The sequence below is a fragment of the Parafrankia elaeagni genome (assembly GCF_000374165.1).
Taxonomy (GTDB): domain Bacteria; phylum Actinomycetota; class Actinomycetes; order Frankiales; family Frankiaceae; genus Parafrankia; species Parafrankia elaeagni.
This window is the reverse complement of the sequence record NZ_KB893717.1, coordinates 178,063-193,904: the sequence shown is the minus strand read 5'-3', so window position 1 is coordinate 193,904 and position 15,842 is coordinate 178,063. Positions and strand designations below refer to the sequence as shown.

At 72.7% G+C, this 15,842-nt stretch carries 14 protein-coding genes; 4 read left to right on the top strand and 10 right to left on the bottom strand.

The genetic code is table 11. The features are described 5' to 3' along the window. Positions 1–47: 47 nt before the first annotated feature. Positions 48–839, bottom strand: coding sequence for a nuclease-related domain-containing protein (locus B207_RS0111585; RefSeq protein WP_026310955.1), 792 nt, complete (start codon positions 837–839; stop codon positions 48–50). Between the two features lie 507 nt (positions 840–1,346). Here B207_RS0111585 and egtA point away from each other — a divergent pair. From egtA to egtD, 4 genes are read left to right on the top strand one after another with little or no spacing between them, the layout of a single operon-like run. After that, positions 1,347–2,852: an ergothioneine biosynthesis glutamate--cysteine ligase EgtA gene (gene egtA / locus B207_RS0111580; RefSeq protein WP_018636698.1), complete on the top strand. Its 1,506-nt coding sequence runs from the start codon at positions 1,347–1,349 to the stop codon at positions 2,850–2,852. Then, positions 2,834–4,246, top strand: coding sequence for an ergothioneine biosynthesis protein EgtB (egtB, locus tag B207_RS0111575; protein WP_018636697.1), 1,413 nt, complete (start codon positions 2,834–2,836; stop codon positions 4,244–4,246). Before egtA ends, egtB begins: the two co-directional genes overlap by 19 nt. Before the next feature lie 32 nt (positions 4,247–4,278). After that, the gene (gene egtC, locus B207_RS0111570) at positions 4,279–5,025 is read left to right on the top strand and encodes an ergothioneine biosynthesis protein EgtC (protein ID WP_018636696.1); all 747 of its coding nucleotides are present in this window, start codon (positions 4,279–4,281) and stop codon (positions 5,023–5,025) included. A 42-nt stretch (positions 5,026–5,067) separates the two neighbouring features. Further along, positions 5,068–6,231 carry an L-histidine N(alpha)-methyltransferase gene (gene egtD, locus B207_RS0111565; protein ID WP_018636695.1) on the top strand — a complete coding sequence of 388 codons (1,164 nt, stop codon included), beginning with the start codon at positions 5,068–5,070 and terminating at the stop codon, positions 6,229–6,231. A gap of 69 nt (positions 6,232–6,300) precedes the next feature. Here egtD and B207_RS0111560 read toward each other — a convergent pair whose 3' ends face one another. The 9 genes from B207_RS0111560 to B207_RS0111520 all read right to left on the bottom strand — a co-directional run bounded on the left by B207_RS0111560 (position 6,301) and on the right by B207_RS0111520 (position 15,790). Beyond that, complete coding sequence (locus B207_RS0111560) at positions 6,301–7,296, bottom strand: hypothetical protein (protein ID WP_035740536.1); 996 nt, start codon at positions 7,294–7,296, stop codon at positions 6,301–6,303. Positions 7,297–7,366: 70 nt separating this feature from the next. Next, positions 7,367–8,503, bottom strand: a complete 1,137-nt coding sequence (locus B207_RS0111555) for a glycoside hydrolase family 16 protein (RefSeq protein WP_230204970.1) — start codon at positions 8,501–8,503, stop codon at positions 7,367–7,369. Positions 8,504–8,664: 161 nt separating this feature from the next. Next, a complete protein-coding gene (gene ilvD / locus B207_RS0111550) occupies positions 8,665–10,518 on the bottom strand; it encodes a dihydroxy-acid dehydratase (protein ID WP_026310953.1) in 1,854 nt (617 codons plus the stop codon). A 232-nt stretch (positions 10,519–10,750) separates the two neighbouring features. Next, complete coding sequence (locus B207_RS40605; RefSeq protein ID WP_018636691.1) at positions 10,751–11,788, bottom strand: collagen-like protein; 1,038 nt, start codon at positions 11,786–11,788, stop codon at positions 10,751–10,753. Positions 11,789–11,814: 26 nt separating this feature from the next. Then, on the bottom strand, positions 11,815–12,177 hold the full coding sequence (locus tag B207_RS33555; protein ID WP_018636690.1) for an antibiotic biosynthesis monooxygenase family protein: 363 nt from the start codon (positions 12,175–12,177) through the stop codon (positions 11,815–11,817). A gap of 77 nt (positions 12,178–12,254) precedes the next feature. Next, on the bottom strand, positions 12,255–13,613 hold the full coding sequence (gene dnaB / locus B207_RS0111535) for a replicative DNA helicase (RefSeq protein WP_018636689.1): 1,359 nt from the start codon (positions 13,611–13,613) through the stop codon (positions 12,255–12,257). A gap of 818 nt (positions 13,614–14,431) precedes the next feature. After that, complete coding sequence (rplI, locus tag B207_RS0111530; protein WP_026310952.1) at positions 14,432–14,878, bottom strand: 50S ribosomal protein L9; 447 nt, start codon at positions 14,876–14,878, stop codon at positions 14,432–14,434. A gap of 11 nt (positions 14,879–14,889) precedes the next feature. Further along, positions 14,890–15,126, bottom strand: coding sequence for a 30S ribosomal protein S18 (rpsR, locus tag B207_RS0111525; RefSeq protein ID WP_006543269.1), 237 nt, complete (start codon positions 15,124–15,126; stop codon positions 14,890–14,892). Positions 15,127–15,187: 61 nt separating this feature from the next. Further along, entirely contained in the window at positions 15,188–15,790 is a 603-nt protein-coding gene (locus B207_RS0111520) for a single-stranded DNA-binding protein (protein ID WP_026310951.1), read from the bottom strand. Positions 15,791–15,842: the final 52 nt, after the last annotated feature.

Genomic DNA, 15,842 nt, shown 5'->3' with positions numbered 1-15,842 from the left:
GCGGCGGGTCAGCGGCCCGGGTCAGCGGCCCGGGTCAGCGGCCCGGGTCAGCGGCGGAGCATGCCGCGCAGCCGCGAGCGGGTCGGCCAGGCCGGCGGCGGCCCGGCCACCTCGTAGCCCGGCAGGACCCGCTCGGCGACATCCACCAGCAACGCGACGTCGATCGGGCGCAGGACCACACCGGCCGACAGGATGTAGTCGGCGATCCCGGCCAGCGGAAGCAGCAGCACCCCTTCCACCAGCGCGAGCCCGTTCGGGACGTCCGTGCGGGCGAAGGCCACCACCGGCTGGGCCTCGAGCTGCCACCCGGCGGGCAGTTCGGTCACGAGCTGGCTGGTGGCCTCCTCTCCCATCCAGGTGACGAGGCCGAGCATGGCGCGCAGTGGCACCTTGCCCACCCACACCCCGGCGGCGTTCTGCCGCAGCGGGCCGCGGTGGGCGTCGGTCTCGATCACCCAGGCACCGGACGGGCCGATCACCAGGTGGTCGATGTTGCCGGCGGAGTCGGCGAGCTGCCGGTCGTGCAGCACGGTGTAACCGGCCCGGCTGAGCCGGTCCAGCGAGCGGGCGGTGCGGCGCTCCGCCTCGGCGTCCACCCGCCAGGCCTCGATCTCCGGCGGAACCCGGTAGTACCGGACGGCGACCGCGCCGAGCACGGCGAGGGCCGCGAGCACCGCGCCCTGCACCACCCGCCCGGCGGACAGGCCGGCGGCACCGCAGAGGAACCCGACGAGCACGCTCGCGCCGACGGCAGCGGCCGCCGCGGTGACAGCGACCCGCCGCGAACTGTCACCGCGCTCGGCGGCGTACAGCTGCCGGCGGCGCTGGTACTCGGCCATGGCCGACCTGCCGGCCGACCTGTTGGCCGGCACACGATCGTGAGTGTCCGCGGTCACCACCTCCTGTCAGCTCGGTGCCGTCGCCGTGCTTCGGCGGACCGCAGGGGGGTAACAGCGAGTCTGCCCCGATCCGGTCACCGGGCGCTACCAGCAATCTCCATCATCAGGGTCACACTTCCATCCAATTCGCAGTCACAACAGCCCGGAAGCGTGGAACATCCGGGAGAGCCACCGAAGACCCACAGCTCCCCATCGGGAAGTGGCAGCCACTGTGATGCCTTGTGTCAGGGGGAGTCCGTCCCGCCGCCGCCCGCCGAGGGGTAGCCGGACCGTCGCTGTGGGGAGAACGCCCTCACGATAGGCGCCTCCTTGTGACCGAGGCGCAGGGAGAGGAGCCGCTCGATGCCACTCCGCGTGCCCCCTGGCGCTTCCGTAGACGGGCGAACGACCCGGGCCGGCCGCAACGGCCCGCGCACCCAGCCCGAGACGACCGACAAGGCAGATCACATGGAGACCACCTCCGCACCTGCGGACGTGCTCCGGTCGTTCGAGGACATCGTCCGGGTCGCCGGGCGGGACGTCCTTGCCCACCCACACGCCGAGCGGCAGGCGGCCGACACTGCCGGTCCGGCCGGTCCGGCCGGTCCGGCCGGACCGAGCGACACCGCCGGACCGAGCGACACCGCCGGACCGGGTGACGCGGCCGGACCGGGTGACAGGCCGGCCGAGACCGGCGGCGCGCGCCGCCGGGTCGGGATCGAGATCGAATCGTTCGTCGTCGACGTCACCCGCCCGCAGCGGTCCGTCCCGCCGGAGGAGACGGCGGCCGCGCTCGCAGCCGCCACCGGAGCCACGACCACGACCACGACCGGGACCGGGACCGGAACGGAAACGGACGGGCGGTTGCCCGGTGGCAGCCGGCTCACCTTCGAGCCCGGTGGGCAGCTCGAGCTGTCCGGTCCCCCGCTGCCGATGACCGAGGCGGTGGCCGCGATGCGCGGTGACCTCCAGATCGTCCGCGAGGAGCTCGCCCGGGTCGGGCTCGGCGTCGCCGGGCTCGGCGTCGACCCGCTGCGGCCGCCGCGCCGGCACTCCACCGCCGCCCGCTACGTGGCGATGGACCGGCACTTTCGCACGTGCGGGGGCGAGGCGGGCCTGACGATGATGTGCTCCACCGCCTCGGTGCAGGTCAACCTGGACGGCGGGTCCGATGACGAGGACATCGTCGCGCGCTTCCGGCTCGCCCATGCGTTGGAGCCGGTCCTGATCGCGATGTTCGCGGCGTCGCCGGTCGGCGCGGGGCAGCGACTCGGCTGGCAGTCCGGCCGCCAGGCGGTGTGGGCCGGGATCGACACGAGCCGCACCGGGCCGGTCCTGCCTGACCTCGCCGACCTGGCGGACCTCGCGGCCGGGCCGGAGCAGCTCGCCGTGTTCTGGGCCCGCTACCTGCATGACGCGACGCTGATGATGGTCGGTCAGGACGACGGCCGGTACCGGGCCGTCGAACGGCCGACGACGTTCGGCGCCTGGCTGGCCGGCGCGGGACCGGTACGGCGGCCACCGACCGTCCAGGACCTGGGGTGGCATGCGACGACGCTGTTTCCGCCGGTCCGTCCCCGCGGCTGGCTGGAGCTGCGTTACCTGGACGCGCAGCCGTCCGGGCTCTGGCCGGTGGCGGTCGCCGTCCCGACGGTGCTGCTCGACGACCCCGACGCCGCCCGCGGCGCGCTCGCCGCCTGCCTGCCGGTCGCCGGCCGGGGCGAGGCCGCGGCCCGGCGCGGGCTGCGCGACCCGGAGCTGTTCCGCGCCGCGTCGCGATGCATCGACCTCGCCCTCACGGCTCTCGGCCGGGCCGGCGGTGACCCTGAGCTGCGGGCCGCGGTGGAGGCGTTCGCGGACCGCTACACCCGGCGGCGGCGGTCGCCGGCCGATGATCTGAGCGCGCGCTTCGCGGCGCGCGGGCCGACAGAGCTGCTGCGCGAGGAGGCTGCCCGATGCGTTCCGGTGCCCTGACCGACGGATCCACCGGGCCGGAGGCACTCGCGGCGGAACTCGACGCCGCCCGCAGACGGTCGCTCGGCTACACCGACCTCGCCGAGGACGACCTGCTGCGCCAGCACTCGCCGCTGATGTCCCCGCTCGTCTGGGACCTGGCGCACATCGGCAACTACGAGGAGATCTGGCTGCTGCGCGCGCTCACGGGCACCCCGGAGCTGCGCCCCGGCCTGGACGGCATCTATGACGCCTTCCGGCACAGCCGGGCGAGCAGGACGACGCTGCCGCTGCTCGGCCCGGCCGAGGCACGCGGCTACCTGACCGACGTCCGCGCGCGGGTGCTGGACGTCCTCGCCGGGCTGAACGCCGACCAGCTGCTCCCCGGGGCCGGTCAGGATCACCGGGAACGGCTGCTGGCGGGCGCCTTCGTGTACGGGATGGTGATCCAGCACGAGCACCAGCATGACGAGACCATGCTCGCCACGCTGCAGCTGCGCAGCGGGCCGCCCGTCCTGGACGACCCCGGGACGGGCAGCGGCCGTGTTGTTGGTGCTGGTGGTGCTGGTGCTGGTGCTGATACTGGTGGTGCGGTCGTCGACGACACCGCGGAGGTGCTGGTCCCGGCCGGCGCGTTCACGATGGGGACCTCCACCGACCCGTGGGCGTACGACAACGAGCGGCCGGCGCACCCTGTGCACCTGCCCGCCTTCCACATCGGCCGGTTCCCGGTGACGAACCGGGCCCAGCTGGCCTTCATCGCCGACGGCGGCTACGACGACGAGCGGCTGTGGTCCGCCGAGGGCTGGGCGTGGCGCTGTCAGGAGGGGCTGACCGCGCCCCTGTTCTGGTCGCGGGACGGCGATGTCTGGACCCGGCGGCGGTTCGGGCGGGTGGAACCCGTCCCGCTGGACGAGCCGGTGCAGCATGTGTGCTGGTACGAGGCCGAGGCTCACGCCCGGTGGGCGGGACGGCGGCTGCCCACCGAGGCCGAGTGGGAGAAGGCCTGCGCACACGACCCGGTCACCAGGCGTTCACGACTCTATCCATGGGGCGACACCGATCCGACGTCCGAGCATGCGAACCTGGGCCACGGGCAGGCCAGGCCCGTGCCGGTGGGCAGCCGGCCGGCCGGCGCGAGCCCGTGCGGAGCCGAGCAGATGATCGGGGACGTGTGGGAGTGGACCGCAAGTGGATTCACCCCTTATTCCGGTTTCGCCGCGTTCCCGTATCGGGAGTACAGCGAGGTCTTCTATCCTCGGGGCGACGATCCGGCCCGGTTCCGGGTGCTGCGCGGTGGCTCCTGGGCCACTCATCCCAGTGCGGTCCGGTCGACCTTCCGCAACTGGGACTTCCCGATCCGGCGGCAGATCTTCGCCGGGTTCCGGCTCGCCCGCGACGCCGACGCTTCCTGACCCGCGTCCTGACCCGGAGGGGCCATCCGTCTGTGTGCCGTCACCTGGCCTGGCTCGGAGCCCCGCGCACGCTGGCGGAGCTGACCCTCGACCGCCCGTCCGGCCTGCTCCGTCAGTCGTGGGCGCCGCGCCGGATGCGGCACGGCACCGTCAACGCCGACGGCTTCGGGGTCGGCTGGTACGCGCCGGCGCTGCGGCCCGAGCCGGCGCGGTACCGGCGCGCCGTCCCGATGTGGACGGACGCCTCCTACGCCTCGTTCGCCGGCACGGTCAGCTCCGGCTGCGTCCTGGCGGCGGTGCGCAGCGCGACGGTGGGCATGCCCGTCGAGGAGACTGCCACCGCGCCGTTCACCTCCGGCACGCTGCTGCTGAGCCACAACGGCCGGGTGCACGCGGCCGCGGCGATGCGGGAGCTGCAGGCGCGGACGGACGGGGCGGCGGTGCCGGAGTCCCGCTGTGACTCGGCGGTCGTCGCCGCGCTCCTCTGGGAGCGCACGTCGCGGCTGCCGCTGGCCAAGGCCGTCGCGGACGTCGTCCTCACCCTGGGCGACCTCACCGAACCCGACGGGCCGCCCGCCCGACTGAACCTCCTCGTCACGGACGGTACCCAGATCGTTGCCACAACCTGGCGGGACACCCTCAGCTACCGCGAGGGCCCGGACGGAGTTCTGGTCACAAGCGAGCCGGATGATGACGAACCGGGCTGGGTCGACGTACCGGACCAACAACTCCTGGTGGCCGACACACGTAAAGTCACTCTTAGTAGTTTGATCTCCTAGGCCAGCTACTGTGAGTCGCACAAGGCAGACGGAGGACCCACGATGACATCCAGGACGCCGGCCACCGCCCGGGTAACCCTCGGGTCCACGTTCACCGGAGCAGCCGGCGGCGGATCAGGCGACCCCGACAAAGCCCGTGACAGCAGCGGATCCAGCGGACCCGGTGGACCCGGTGGACCCGGTGGACCCAACGGGCCCCGCGGCACCGAGGGTTCCGCCGGCGTCACGGTCGACCGCCACCTCGCCGCGGCGGAACGCCAGACCTCCCTGGCCGCCGACGTCCGCGCCGGTCTGACCTCGCAGCCCCGCGAGCTGCCCCCCAAGTGGTTCTACGACGCCACCGGCGGCCTGCTGTTCGACCGGATCACCCGGCTGCCCGAGTACTACCCGACCCGCCGGGAGCACGCGGTGCTCACCGCCCACGCCGACGAGATCGCCGCCGCCTGCCCGGCCGCGACCCTCGTCGAGCTCGGCTCCGGCACCTCGGAGAAGACCCGGCTGCTGCTCGACGCCCTGCGCCGCCTCGGTACGCTGCGCCGCTTCGTCCCCTTCGACGTGGACGAGGCCACTCTGCTCCAGGCCGGCGCGGACATTCTGCGGGCCTACCCGGGAGTCACGGTCCGCGCCGTGGTCGGTGACTTCGAGCGCCACCTGGGCAGCCTCCCCGGCGCGCCCGCGGGAGCGGTGGGCGGCGACCGGCGGCTCGTCGCCTTCCTCGGCGGCACCATCGGCAACCTGCAGCCCGCCGCCCGCGCGGCGTTCCTGCGCGCCGTGCGTGACCAGCTCCGCGACGGGGACGCCCTGCTGCTCGGCGCCGACCTGGTCAAGGACACCGGACGCCTGGTCGCGGCCTACGACGACAGTGCCGGTGTCACCGCCGCGTTCAACCGGAACGTGCTCTCCGTGATCAACCGCGAGCTCGACGCCGACTTCGACCTGCGCGGGTTCGCCCACGTCGCGGTCTGGAACGCGGAGAACTCCTGGATCGAGATGCGGCTGCGCAGCGTCCGCGACCAGGAGGTCACCGTGCGGGCGCTGGACCTGGTCGCCCGCTTCGAGGAAGGCGAGCAGATGCGCACCGAGATCAGTGCCAAGTTCACCCTGGACGGACTGCGGGCCGAACTCGCCGCGTCCGGCCTCGCCACCAGCCGCCAGTGGACCGACCCGGACCGCGACTTCTCCGTCACCCTCGCCGTTCCCGACTGACCCCGACAACCCCGACGACCCCGGGCGCGGGCTCGGGCTGGACCGGCAGGGCCGGAACGGACGCGCTGTTCAGGAAGCCGCGCGCAGGTCGGCGCACCCGGACTCGTCCGGGAGCAGCGGCCGGAAGTCGGCTGTCCAGCGCCGGCCGCCGGACGTCCACGGCGTCGTGTCCACCGCCGTGCGCGCGGCCGCCAGCAGCACCGTCGCGTCGGTTCCACGGACGGCCACGCAGCCCACATCGAGGCCCTCGGCCAGTGGCTCACCTGGCAGCTCCGGGCCGGGCCAGGCCTGCTCCACCGGAAGCGGGAGGCCGCCTCCGCAGGAGTCCGGTGGCTGGACACCACCGGACGGACCTGCCGGCGCCGCGCCACCGGACGGGTTCACAGGCTGGACGCCGCCCGCCGGGCAGTCACTGACCAGCGGTGCGGCGATCGCGGCGACGGCCGTCGGGACGTACGGCCCGGTGTCGCCGATCGTGCCCGGCAGGTCGGTGAGGGCGTCCAGCAGCTCCTGGATGTCCCGTCGCGCGTTCTGCTGCTCGGCGGTCAGCCCGGTGCCGTCCGCCTCGGCCAGCGCCCGCACCTCAGTCGTCCTGACACCCTCCGGGGTCCGGACCGTGAAGCGGGTCGACGGCACATCGGTGACCGGTGGCTCGCCGTAGTCCCTCCCGGCGCCGACACCGGCCGCGACCGCGCGGCCGACGAGCCGTTGGACGTCCGCGGGCGCGATCCGCCGTAGCTGGACGTTCGGCAGCGCCGGCGCCGGGAAGATCGCGACCTGCGGACCCTCGGAGATCACCTGGCCGCCCGGGTAGACGCTCACCACGGGCAGCCGGGCCGCCAGGATCTGCGGGGTCACGAACCCGCCGACCAGGTCCACCCGCAGCACCGCGGTGTCGTCCACGCCGGACCCGACGGGGGTGCCAGGGTTGCCAGGAGCGCCGGTGAGAGCGGGTCCGGCCCCGCGGAGGCTGTCCGACCCGGTGGTGTCACCGGCGCAGGCCGCCGCGGTGAGAAACAGGGGGAGGGCTACGGCCGCGAGTCGCGCGCCGCGCAGCGTCATCATCGTCACGGTGCTTCGACGCGGCCGGCCTCCGCCTGGTTCCCCGGCTGCCGCGTCCCGCACCGGACAGTCGTCAGGGGCGCCCGGAGAAGACGCGCACGTAGTCGACGATCATCCGCTGCGGATAGTCGGCGGCGGTGGCCTGGGCGCCGCCCCGGTTCACCGCCACGTTGAGGATCACATAGTGGTCCTTGTCCCACAGCCAGACCGGCACGTCGTCGCGGGTGAGCGTACGGATCGTCCGGCCGTCGAAGACGAACCGCAGCGCGGACGGTGTCCACTCCAGTCCGTAGGTGTGGAAATCGGCGGCGAGGTCCACCCCGGCGTCGTGCATGCCGCCGCGACCCCAGGTCGCCTGCCAGTGGGCACCGGACTCGTCCACCCCGTGGACGTTGGTGTGCACGGTCGTGGGCGCTGTGGACACGGTCTCGACGACGTCCAGCTCACCGCTCGCCGGCCAGTCGACCTCCGGCATGTTGGAGCCGAGCAACCAGATCGCCGGGAAGGACCCCTGGCCGGTCGGCAGCACCGCCCGCGCCTCCAGGTAGCCGTACCGCATGGTCCGCCTGCCGAGCGTCTCGATCCGCCCGGAGGAGAACTCCGCCTCACCGCAGGACGGCTCCCGTCGCGCGGTGATCACCAGGTGGCCGCGGCCGTCGATCGCCAGGTTCCGCCGGTCCGTGGTGTAGCACTGCATCTCCCGGTCGCCCCAGCCAGCGCCGGCCTGGGTGATCCAGGTGCCCGGATCCGGCGCGGCCCCGCGGGGCCCGTCGAACTCGTCCGACCACAGCAGGCTCACCTCGTCACCGCCGGACACAGCATCGCCGGACACAGCATCGCCGGGCGTGGAGCCCGCGGCGAGGGCGGAGCCCGTGGCTGGAGCCGCGCCCGCGGATGGCGGGCGCCCGGAGGCATCGGCGGACGGCCCCACGGACCGGCCGGAGGAGGACCGGCCGGAGGAGGAATCCGGGAACCGGCCGGGTGGGCCCACGGAGGGGACCGGAGGCCCACCCGTGGGGATGCCGGCGGCGCCCAGGCGGGCCGGGCCGTCGTCGAGCTGCGGACGGGTGGTCACCGTGATGCCGGTGACCAGGCCGGCCACCACCATCCCGGACAGCAGCGCGGCCGCGGCGGCCGCGCGGGGGCGGGGACGGCGACGGGCGCCCCGAAGCGGGGGGCGACGATGGGTCGGACGCCGGTGACGAGCCATGGCGAGGCGGATCTCCTCACGATCAGCCCCCCGCGGGCCCGGCCGCGACCACCAGCTACCGCACAGATCACATCGTGATTGAACGACTACCTGGCGTCGCTACGAGCGAACAACGCCCACCTTCACACACATCAAGCGATCGATCCAGCAACCAACAGCGATCAACCGGTGATGAGCCGCACGTCACGCGCCGCACCGGTCGAGGCGGACGTCGCCATCGCCGCATAGGCGCGCAGCGCCGCCGACACAGGACGCTCCCGACCCGTCGGCCGGTAGCCGTCGCCGGCCTCGATCTCGGCTCGCCGCGCGGCGAGCTCCTCCTCGGACACGAGAAGCTCCAGCCGGCGGGTCGGGATGTCGATCTCGATGATGTCACCGTCGCGGACGAGCGCGATCGGGCCGCCGTGCGCCGCCTCCGGCGAGACATGGCCGATCGACAGGCCCGAGCTGCCACCGGAGAACCGGCCGTCGGTGATCAGAGCGCACTTCGGCCCCAGCCCGCGGCCCTTGAGGAACGCCGTCGGATAGAGCATCTCCTGCATGCCGGGGCCGCCGCGCGGGCCCTCGTACCGAACGATGATCACATCCCCGGCCCTGACGACCTTGTTCAGGATCGCGTCGACCGCGGCCTCCTGGCTCTCGACCACCACGGCCGGCCCGCGGAACGTCCACTGGCTCTCGTCGACACCGGCGGTCTTGACCACCGCGCCGTCCGGCGCCAGGTTGCCGCGGAGCACAGCGAGACCGCCATCGGCCGAGTAGGCGTGCTCGGCGGAGCGGATGCACCCGTTCTTCGCGTCGGTGTCGAGGCTGTCCCAGCGGTTGGTGGAGCTGAACGGCTCGATGGTGCGCACCCCGCCGGGCGCCGCGTGGAACAGCTCGACCGCGTCCGGAGACGGGTCCGCGCCGCGGACGTCCCACCGGTCGAGGAACTCGCGCAGGCTCGCCGCGTGCACGCTGTGCACGTTCGGGTCGAGCTTCCCGCCGCGGTGGAGCTCGCCGAGGATCGCGGGGATCCCGCCGGCGCGGTGGACGTCCTCCATGTAGTAGTCGGTCGAGCTCGGCGCCACCTTGCACAGGCACGGCACCGTGCGGGAGATCTGGTCGATGTCGTCGAGGCCCACGTCCACCCCGGCCTCGACGGCGGCGGCGAGCAGGTGCAGCACGGTGTTCGTGGAGCCGCCCATCGCGACGTCCACCGCGAACGCGTTGCGGAACGCCGCCGCCGTCGCGATCGAACGCGGCAGGACGGCCTCGTCGTCCTTCTCGTAGTAGCGCCGGGCGAGGTCGACGACGAGGCGGCCGGCCTCGACGAACAGGCCGCGCCGGGCCGCCGCCGTCGCCAGCGCCGAACCGTTGCCCGGCAGCGCCAGGCCGAGCGCCTCGGTCAGGCAGTTCATCGAGTTGGCCGTGAACATTCCCGAGCAGGACCCGCAGGTCGGGCAGGCCGAGCGCTCGATCGAGCCGAGCTGCTCGTCGCTGACCGCCGGGTTGACCGCGGCGGTCATCGCGTCGATCAGGTCGAGCCGCGCGTGGGCCACCCCGTCGGTGATGACGGCCTGGCCGGACTCCATCGCCCCACCCGACACGAAGACCGTGGGGATGTTCAGCCGCAGCGCCGCCAGCAGCATGCCCGGGGTGATCTTGTCGCAGTTCGAGATGCAGACCAGGGCGTCGGCGCAGTGCGCGTTGACCATGTACTCGACGCTGTCCGCGATGATCTCGCGGGAGGGCAGCGAGTACAGCATGCCGCCGTGGCCCATCGCGATGCCGTCGTCCACCGCGATCGTGTTGAACTCCTTGGCGACACCGCCGGAGCCGGCGATCGCGTCCGCGACGATGGTTCCCAGGTCGCGCAGGTGGACGTGGCCCGGCACGAACTGCGTGAAACTGTTCGCGATCGCGACGATCGGCTTGCCGAAGTCGTCGTCCGTCATGCCGGTCGCGCGCCACAGGGCGCGGGCACCGGCCATGTTGCGGCCGTGGGTGGTGGTACGGGAACGCAGAGCGGGCATCTTGACCTCTGGGCTGGACTGCGGGGCACGGAACACTGGAGAGGTGCTCGGAACGCCAGACCTGGGCAGGTGGGCACCGGTCCGTGCGTACACACGCGGGGCGCACCCCGATCCGAGGTGTGGATCCGGAGGCCCGCCACCGCAAAGGCTACGCCTCACCTCCGACAGTCGGCCCCACCACGATCGCGGATCCACTGGGCGGATCCACTGGAGGGAAGCCGGGTGGAATCCTTCAGGGCGTCCAGCCGCGGGGAGGCCCGGCGTCCGGATCATCCCGGTCGTCCGGCTCGCCAGGACCTGCGTTCCCCTGGTCCCCCGCTCTCCCCTCGGGCCGGTCGGGCCGGTCGGTGCGGTCGGTGCGGTCGGTGCGGTCGGTGCGGTCGGGCCAGTCAGGCTGGTCGGTGCGGTTCGCCCCACCGGACTCGGCGGCCAGGAAGTCCAGCCAGGTCGGGTCGATGTCCGGCTCAGGCCCCGGTGCCGGGTCCGCGGCGGGGCGGTCTCCGGTCGGACCAGCGGTGCCCGAGCCAGGCGTCTCCGGATGATCGTCCACCGGCCGCGGCGGCTGCTGGTGCGACGGCTGCTGGTGCGGCGGCTGCCACTGTTGCGGCTGCGGGGGCGCGAAGGGTGACGAGGGCGGCGGCGGAGCGGCCAGCGGATAGCCGGGCCGGCGTCCGGGCCCGGGAGCGGACGGCCCGCCCTGTGCGCCGGGCGTCCAGCCGGGGTGGTCCGGCTGGCCGTGGGGCGGGACGAAGGGTTGGCCGGGACGGCCCTGCTGCCCCGGTTGGGGGGTGTGACCCGGCTGCCCGGGAAAGCCCGGATAGCCGGCGTGGCCCGCCTGGCCAGGCTGCCCCGCCAGCCCGGGATGGCCGGGCTCCACGGGCTGCTGCCCCGGCTGGGGGCCGCCGGAGCCGGCCTGCCCGCCGAGGAGGCCTGCCCCGGCCCGCGGCCCGGATGCGCGGTTGAACCGCGCCACTGTCGTGCTGCCCCGCCGTCCTCGCCGTCCCCGCCACCAGCTGCGGACCGCCAGCACGAGGACCAGTGAGGCGACGGTGCCCAGGAGGGGCGCGACGTGCGGGTCGTCGTAGCCGACCAGCTGGTAGATGCTCAGCAGCCCGATGAAGGCGTAGCCGGTCACGAAGAACACGACCGGCCTGATCCGGATCCGCTCGACGACCCTCCGCAGAATGATCGCGACGAAGAGCCACACGAGGAAGCCGAAGAAGGCGGCGGTGAGCGGCGCGAAGACGAGGTACTCGAAGAAGGTGGCCATCGCAGATCAGGCGGGCCGGGGGCGGGCTAGGCCGACGTCGCCGGCGGGCCCGCCGGGTCCGCACGGTCGGCGATGGCCACCACGTGCTCCACCGCCGGAGCGCTGGCGAAGTACGGCGAGAGCGCCGCCCGCCACCGGGTGAACCGGTCGGAGCCGCGGAACGTCTCGGTGTGCGCCTCCAGGCTGTCCCAGTCGACGAACAGCACGAAGCGTGACGGTGACTCGACGCCCCTGGTCATCCGAACGGACCGGCAGCCGGGCGTGGTGACCAGCTCGTGCCGGACGAGCAGGTAGGCGTCCGCGAACGCCTCCTCGCTGCCGGGCAACACGTCGAACCTCGCGACCTCGACAACCCCGGAGTCGCGCGGGGGAACACCGGAAACGGTCATGGCGTCCAGTCTGTCACCGCCCGGACGCCTGTTCAGTTCGGTGGCCCACGGACCCGCCGTGGGTGGTGGTCGGGCAGTCAGTTGGCCATGTCGACGAAACGTGAGTAGTGCCCCTGGAAGGCGACGGTGACGGTGCCGGTCGGCCCGTTGCGGTGCTTCGCGATGATCAGGTCGGCCTCGCCGGCCCGGGCGGACTCCTTCTCCACCGCGTCCTCCCGGTAGAGCAGGATCACCGCGTCGGCGTCCTGCTCGAGGCTGCCGGACTCGCGCAGGTCGGAGACCTGGGGCCGCTTGTCGGCCCGCTGCTCGGAGGCACGGTTGAGCTGCGAGATCGCCACGACCGGGACCTCCAGCTCCTTCGCGAGCAGCTTCAGCGACCGGGAGATCTCGCTGACCTCCTGCTGGCGGCTCTCCACCTTCTTCGGCGACGACATGAGCTGCAGGTAGTCGAGGATGACCAGGCGCAGGTCGTTGCGCTGTTTGAGGCGCCGCGCCTTCGCCCGGATCTCCATCATCGTCAGGTTGGGGCTGTCGTCGATGTACAGCGGTGCCTCGGCGACCTCACCCATCCGCCGGGCGAGCCGCCCCCAGTCGTCGTCGGTGAGCCGGCCGGTGCGGATGTTCTGCAGCGACACCCGGGCCTCCGCGGACAGCAGCCGCATGGTGATCTCCATCCGGCTCATCTCCAGCGAGAAGATGACCGAGGTCATGCCGTTCTTGATGGACGCGGCGCGGGCGAAGTCCAGCCCGAGGGTGGACTTTCCGACCGCCGGCCGGGCCGCGACGATCCACAGCTGGCCGCTGTGCAGTCCGTTGGTCAGCTCGTCGAGATCGGTGAAGCCGGTCGGCACGCCGGTGAGTGCCCCGTCGTGGCCCTGGATGGCCTCGATCTCCTCCAGCGCGGGGTTGAGCAGCTCGCCCAGCGGGGTGTAGTCGTCACTGGTACGCCGCTCGGTCACCTCGTACACGGCGGCCTGCGCCCGGTCGACGACCTCACTGACGTCGGGCGCGGGGCCGAAGGCGAGCTGCACGATGCGGGTGCCGGCCTCGGCCAGGCGGCGCAGGACGGCCTTCTCGGCGACGATCCGCGCGTAGTACCCGGCGTTCGCGGCGGTGGGGACGCTGGAGATCAGCGTGTGCATGTAGGCGGGGCCGCCGACCCGCTCCAGCAGGTTCTGCCGGCCGAGCTCGGCGGCGACGCTGATGACGTCGGCCGGCTCGCCGCGCCCGTAGAGATCTCCGATGGTCTCGTACACGGTGGCGTGCGCCGGCCGGTAGAAGTCGGCCGCGTTGAGGACCTCGACGACGTCGGCGATCGCGTCCTTGGAGAGCAGCATGCCGCCGAGGACGCTCTGCTCGGCCGGAAGGTCGTGGGGTGGCGTCCGGTCGAACTCGACCGGTGCTCCGGACCCACGGGTGATGTCGGCGACGCTCACGCCCTGCTGCCCTCCCGCCCTTCGACGCCGGCGGCCGCGGACCTGACACCTGCCCCGCCGCCGGAATCGACGCCGCCGGAATCGACACAGACCCCGACCACCGACATCGAACATATGTTCGATGTGAGTATGAAGCCTGTCAACTCGGCCGCCCGGCCACCAGTTCGAAGATCATTTCCCCCCGCCCGTCTGGACTATCCGGTCCTCCTGGATAGATGGCCAGTGTGGACGGCTCGACAGTAGGCACACGCACGGGGAGGCTCCAAGAAGTTGTCCACAGCCCCCTGTGGACAACCTGTTGGTAACCGGCCAGGTTCTGGGGAATGCCTTGGGACGGAACCCGGCGTGACTGTGGACACGCAGGGCGGTGGGAACCGGATCCGCAGTCCTTGCCGGCCGCTGGCGCGGCTCTGCCTGTGGACGAAAAATCGTCCGGGCCGTTCTGCCCCCATCGTGGGGGCTAACCAGTTCGAGCCATACCGTCCCGGGGTCTGATCGCGTCACACAGGGAGACCTACGCCGCACACCGCGTACAGGCCGGCCGTGCGCAACCAGGTGACGCAACCAGGTGAACAGCGTGCCCGACCGCTACAAGTCTCCCGCCGCACGGCACCGTCCGCCCCGAACCACACGCCGGGAGACAGTGATCTACACGTGGCAGCGGCCCCGCACCGCGACACCGAAACACGCGAGGCTCCGTTGGCTCCCGACCATCGTCGGGAGCCAACGGAGCCTCGTCAGCACATCAGCCGGCGCGCCCGCGACGCGCCGGCCCCCGCACCGGACCTGGCCGGGTGCGGGTGGCCGCGGCAGGTGCCCTAGGCCGTGACGACCTGGACGCTCACCTTCGCGGTGATCTCCGGGTGCAGGTGGACCGACACGGAGTGCGAGCCGAGCGCCTTGATCGGCGTGCTCAGCTCGACACGCCGGCGGTCCAGCGCCGGGCCGCCGGCCTCGGTGACGGCGGCGACGACGTCGGCCGCGGTCACCGAGCCGAACAGCCGGCCCTCCTTGCCCGCGCGGCTGGTCAGTCGCACGGACAGCCCAGCCAGCTGGCTGGCGATCTCCTTGGCGTGGTCGAGGTCGCGGACGGAACGCGCGTCGCGCGCCCGCTTGATCTGCGCGACCTGGCGCTCGGCGCCGCGGGTCGCGATGATCGCGTACTTGCGCGGCACCAGGTAGTTGCGCCCGTAGCCGTCGGCGACGTCGACGATGTCGCCGGGGCTACCGAGGCCCGGGACCTCCTGCGTGAGGACGAGCTTCATCGTCATCCCCCTCAGCGAGCCGTCGAGGTGTACGGAAGCAGCGCCATCTCGCGGCTGTTCTTCACCGCGGTCGCGACGTCACGCTGGTGCTGGCTGCAGTTGCCGGTCACTCGACGAGCGCGGATCTTTCCCCGGTCCGAGATGAACTTCCGGAGCAGGGAGGTGTCCTTGTAGTCGATGTAGTGAACCTTGTCCTTACAGAAGACGCAAACCTTCTTCTTCGGCTTGCGCACGGCCGCCTTGGCCATGGATGTGCTCCTACCTCGGTTTGAGCGCGAGTTCCGATCGCGCGATGTAGACACCCGGCCCTCAGAACGGGGGCTCGTCGGAGTAGCCACCAGCGGGTTGCGACCAGGGGTCGTCAGCGGCACCGCCGGCATAACCGCCGTTGCCCTGACCACCGCTGTAGCCACCACCGCCGGGGCCGCCGGAACCACCCTGAGCGCCACCGAAGCCGGCGCCAGCCGGGCCGCCAGGCCCGCTCTGGCCACCGCCGAAGCCACCACCGCCGCCGGGGCCACCCTGACCACCGAAGCCGCCGCCACCGCGGGAGGCCTTCGTGATCTTCGTGGTGGCGTACCGCAGGGACGGGCCGATCTCATCGACGTCTAGTTCGATCACAGTGCGCTTCTCGCCCTCACGGGTCTCGAAGGAGCGCTGCTTGAGGCGCCCCTGAATGATTACCCGCGCGCCCTTGGTGAGGGACTCGGCGACGTGCTCGGCGGCCTGACGCCAGATCGAGCAGCGCAGGAAGAGCGCCTCGCCGTCCTTCCACTCGTTCGTGCCACGATCGAGTGTGCGCGGGGTGGATGCGACCGTGAAGCTCGCGACCGCGGCCCCGTTCGGGGTGAACCGCAGCTCGGGGTCGTTGGTCAGGTTGCCGACGACCGTGATCACCGTTTCACCGGCCATGATCACAACTCCCTGGCTGGACAGCCCGCCCTGGCGCGAAACGCGCCGTACG

Coding starts and splice junctions, on each gene's coding strand:
- B207_RS0111585 (WP_026310955.1), bottom strand. CDS start 839: ATGGCCGAGTACCAGCGCCGCCGGCAGCTGTACGCCGCCGAGCGCGGT.
- egtA (WP_018636698.1), top strand. CDS start 1,347: ATGGAGACCACCTCCGCACCTGCGGACGTGCTCCGGTCGTTCGAGGAC.
- egtB (WP_018636697.1), top strand. CDS start 2,834: ATGCGTTCCGGTGCCCTGACCGACGGATCCACCGGGCCGGAGGCACTC.
- egtD (WP_018636695.1), top strand. CDS start 5,068: ATGACATCCAGGACGCCGGCCACCGCCCGGGTAACCCTCGGGTCCACG.
- B207_RS0111560 (WP_035740536.1), bottom strand. CDS start 7,296: ATGATGACGCTGCGCGGCGCGCGACTCGCGGCCGTAGCCCTCCCCCTG.
- B207_RS0111555 (WP_230204970.1), bottom strand. CDS start 8,503: ATGGCTCGTCACCGGCGTCCGACCCATCGTCGCCCCCCGCTTCGGGGC.
- ilvD (WP_026310953.1), bottom strand. CDS start 10,518: ATGCCCGCTCTGCGTTCCCGTACCACCACCCACGGCCGCAACATGGCC.
- B207_RS40605 (WP_018636691.1), bottom strand. CDS start 11,788: ATGGCCACCTTCTTCGAGTACCTCGTCTTCGCGCCGCTCACCGCCGCC.
- B207_RS33555 (WP_018636690.1), bottom strand. CDS start 12,177: ATGACCGTTTCCGGTGTTCCCCCGCGCGACTCCGGGGTTGTCGAGGTC.
- rplI (WP_026310952.1), bottom strand. CDS start 14,878: ATGAAGCTCGTCCTCACGCAGGAGGTCCCGGGCCTCGGTAGCCCCGGC.
- rpsR (WP_006543269.1), bottom strand. CDS start 15,126: ATGGCCAAGGCGGCCGTGCGCAAGCCGAAGAAGAAGGTTTGCGTCTTC.
- B207_RS0111520 (WP_026310951.1), bottom strand. CDS start 15,790: ATGGCCGGTGAAACGGTGATCACGGTCGTCGGCAACCTGACCAACGAC.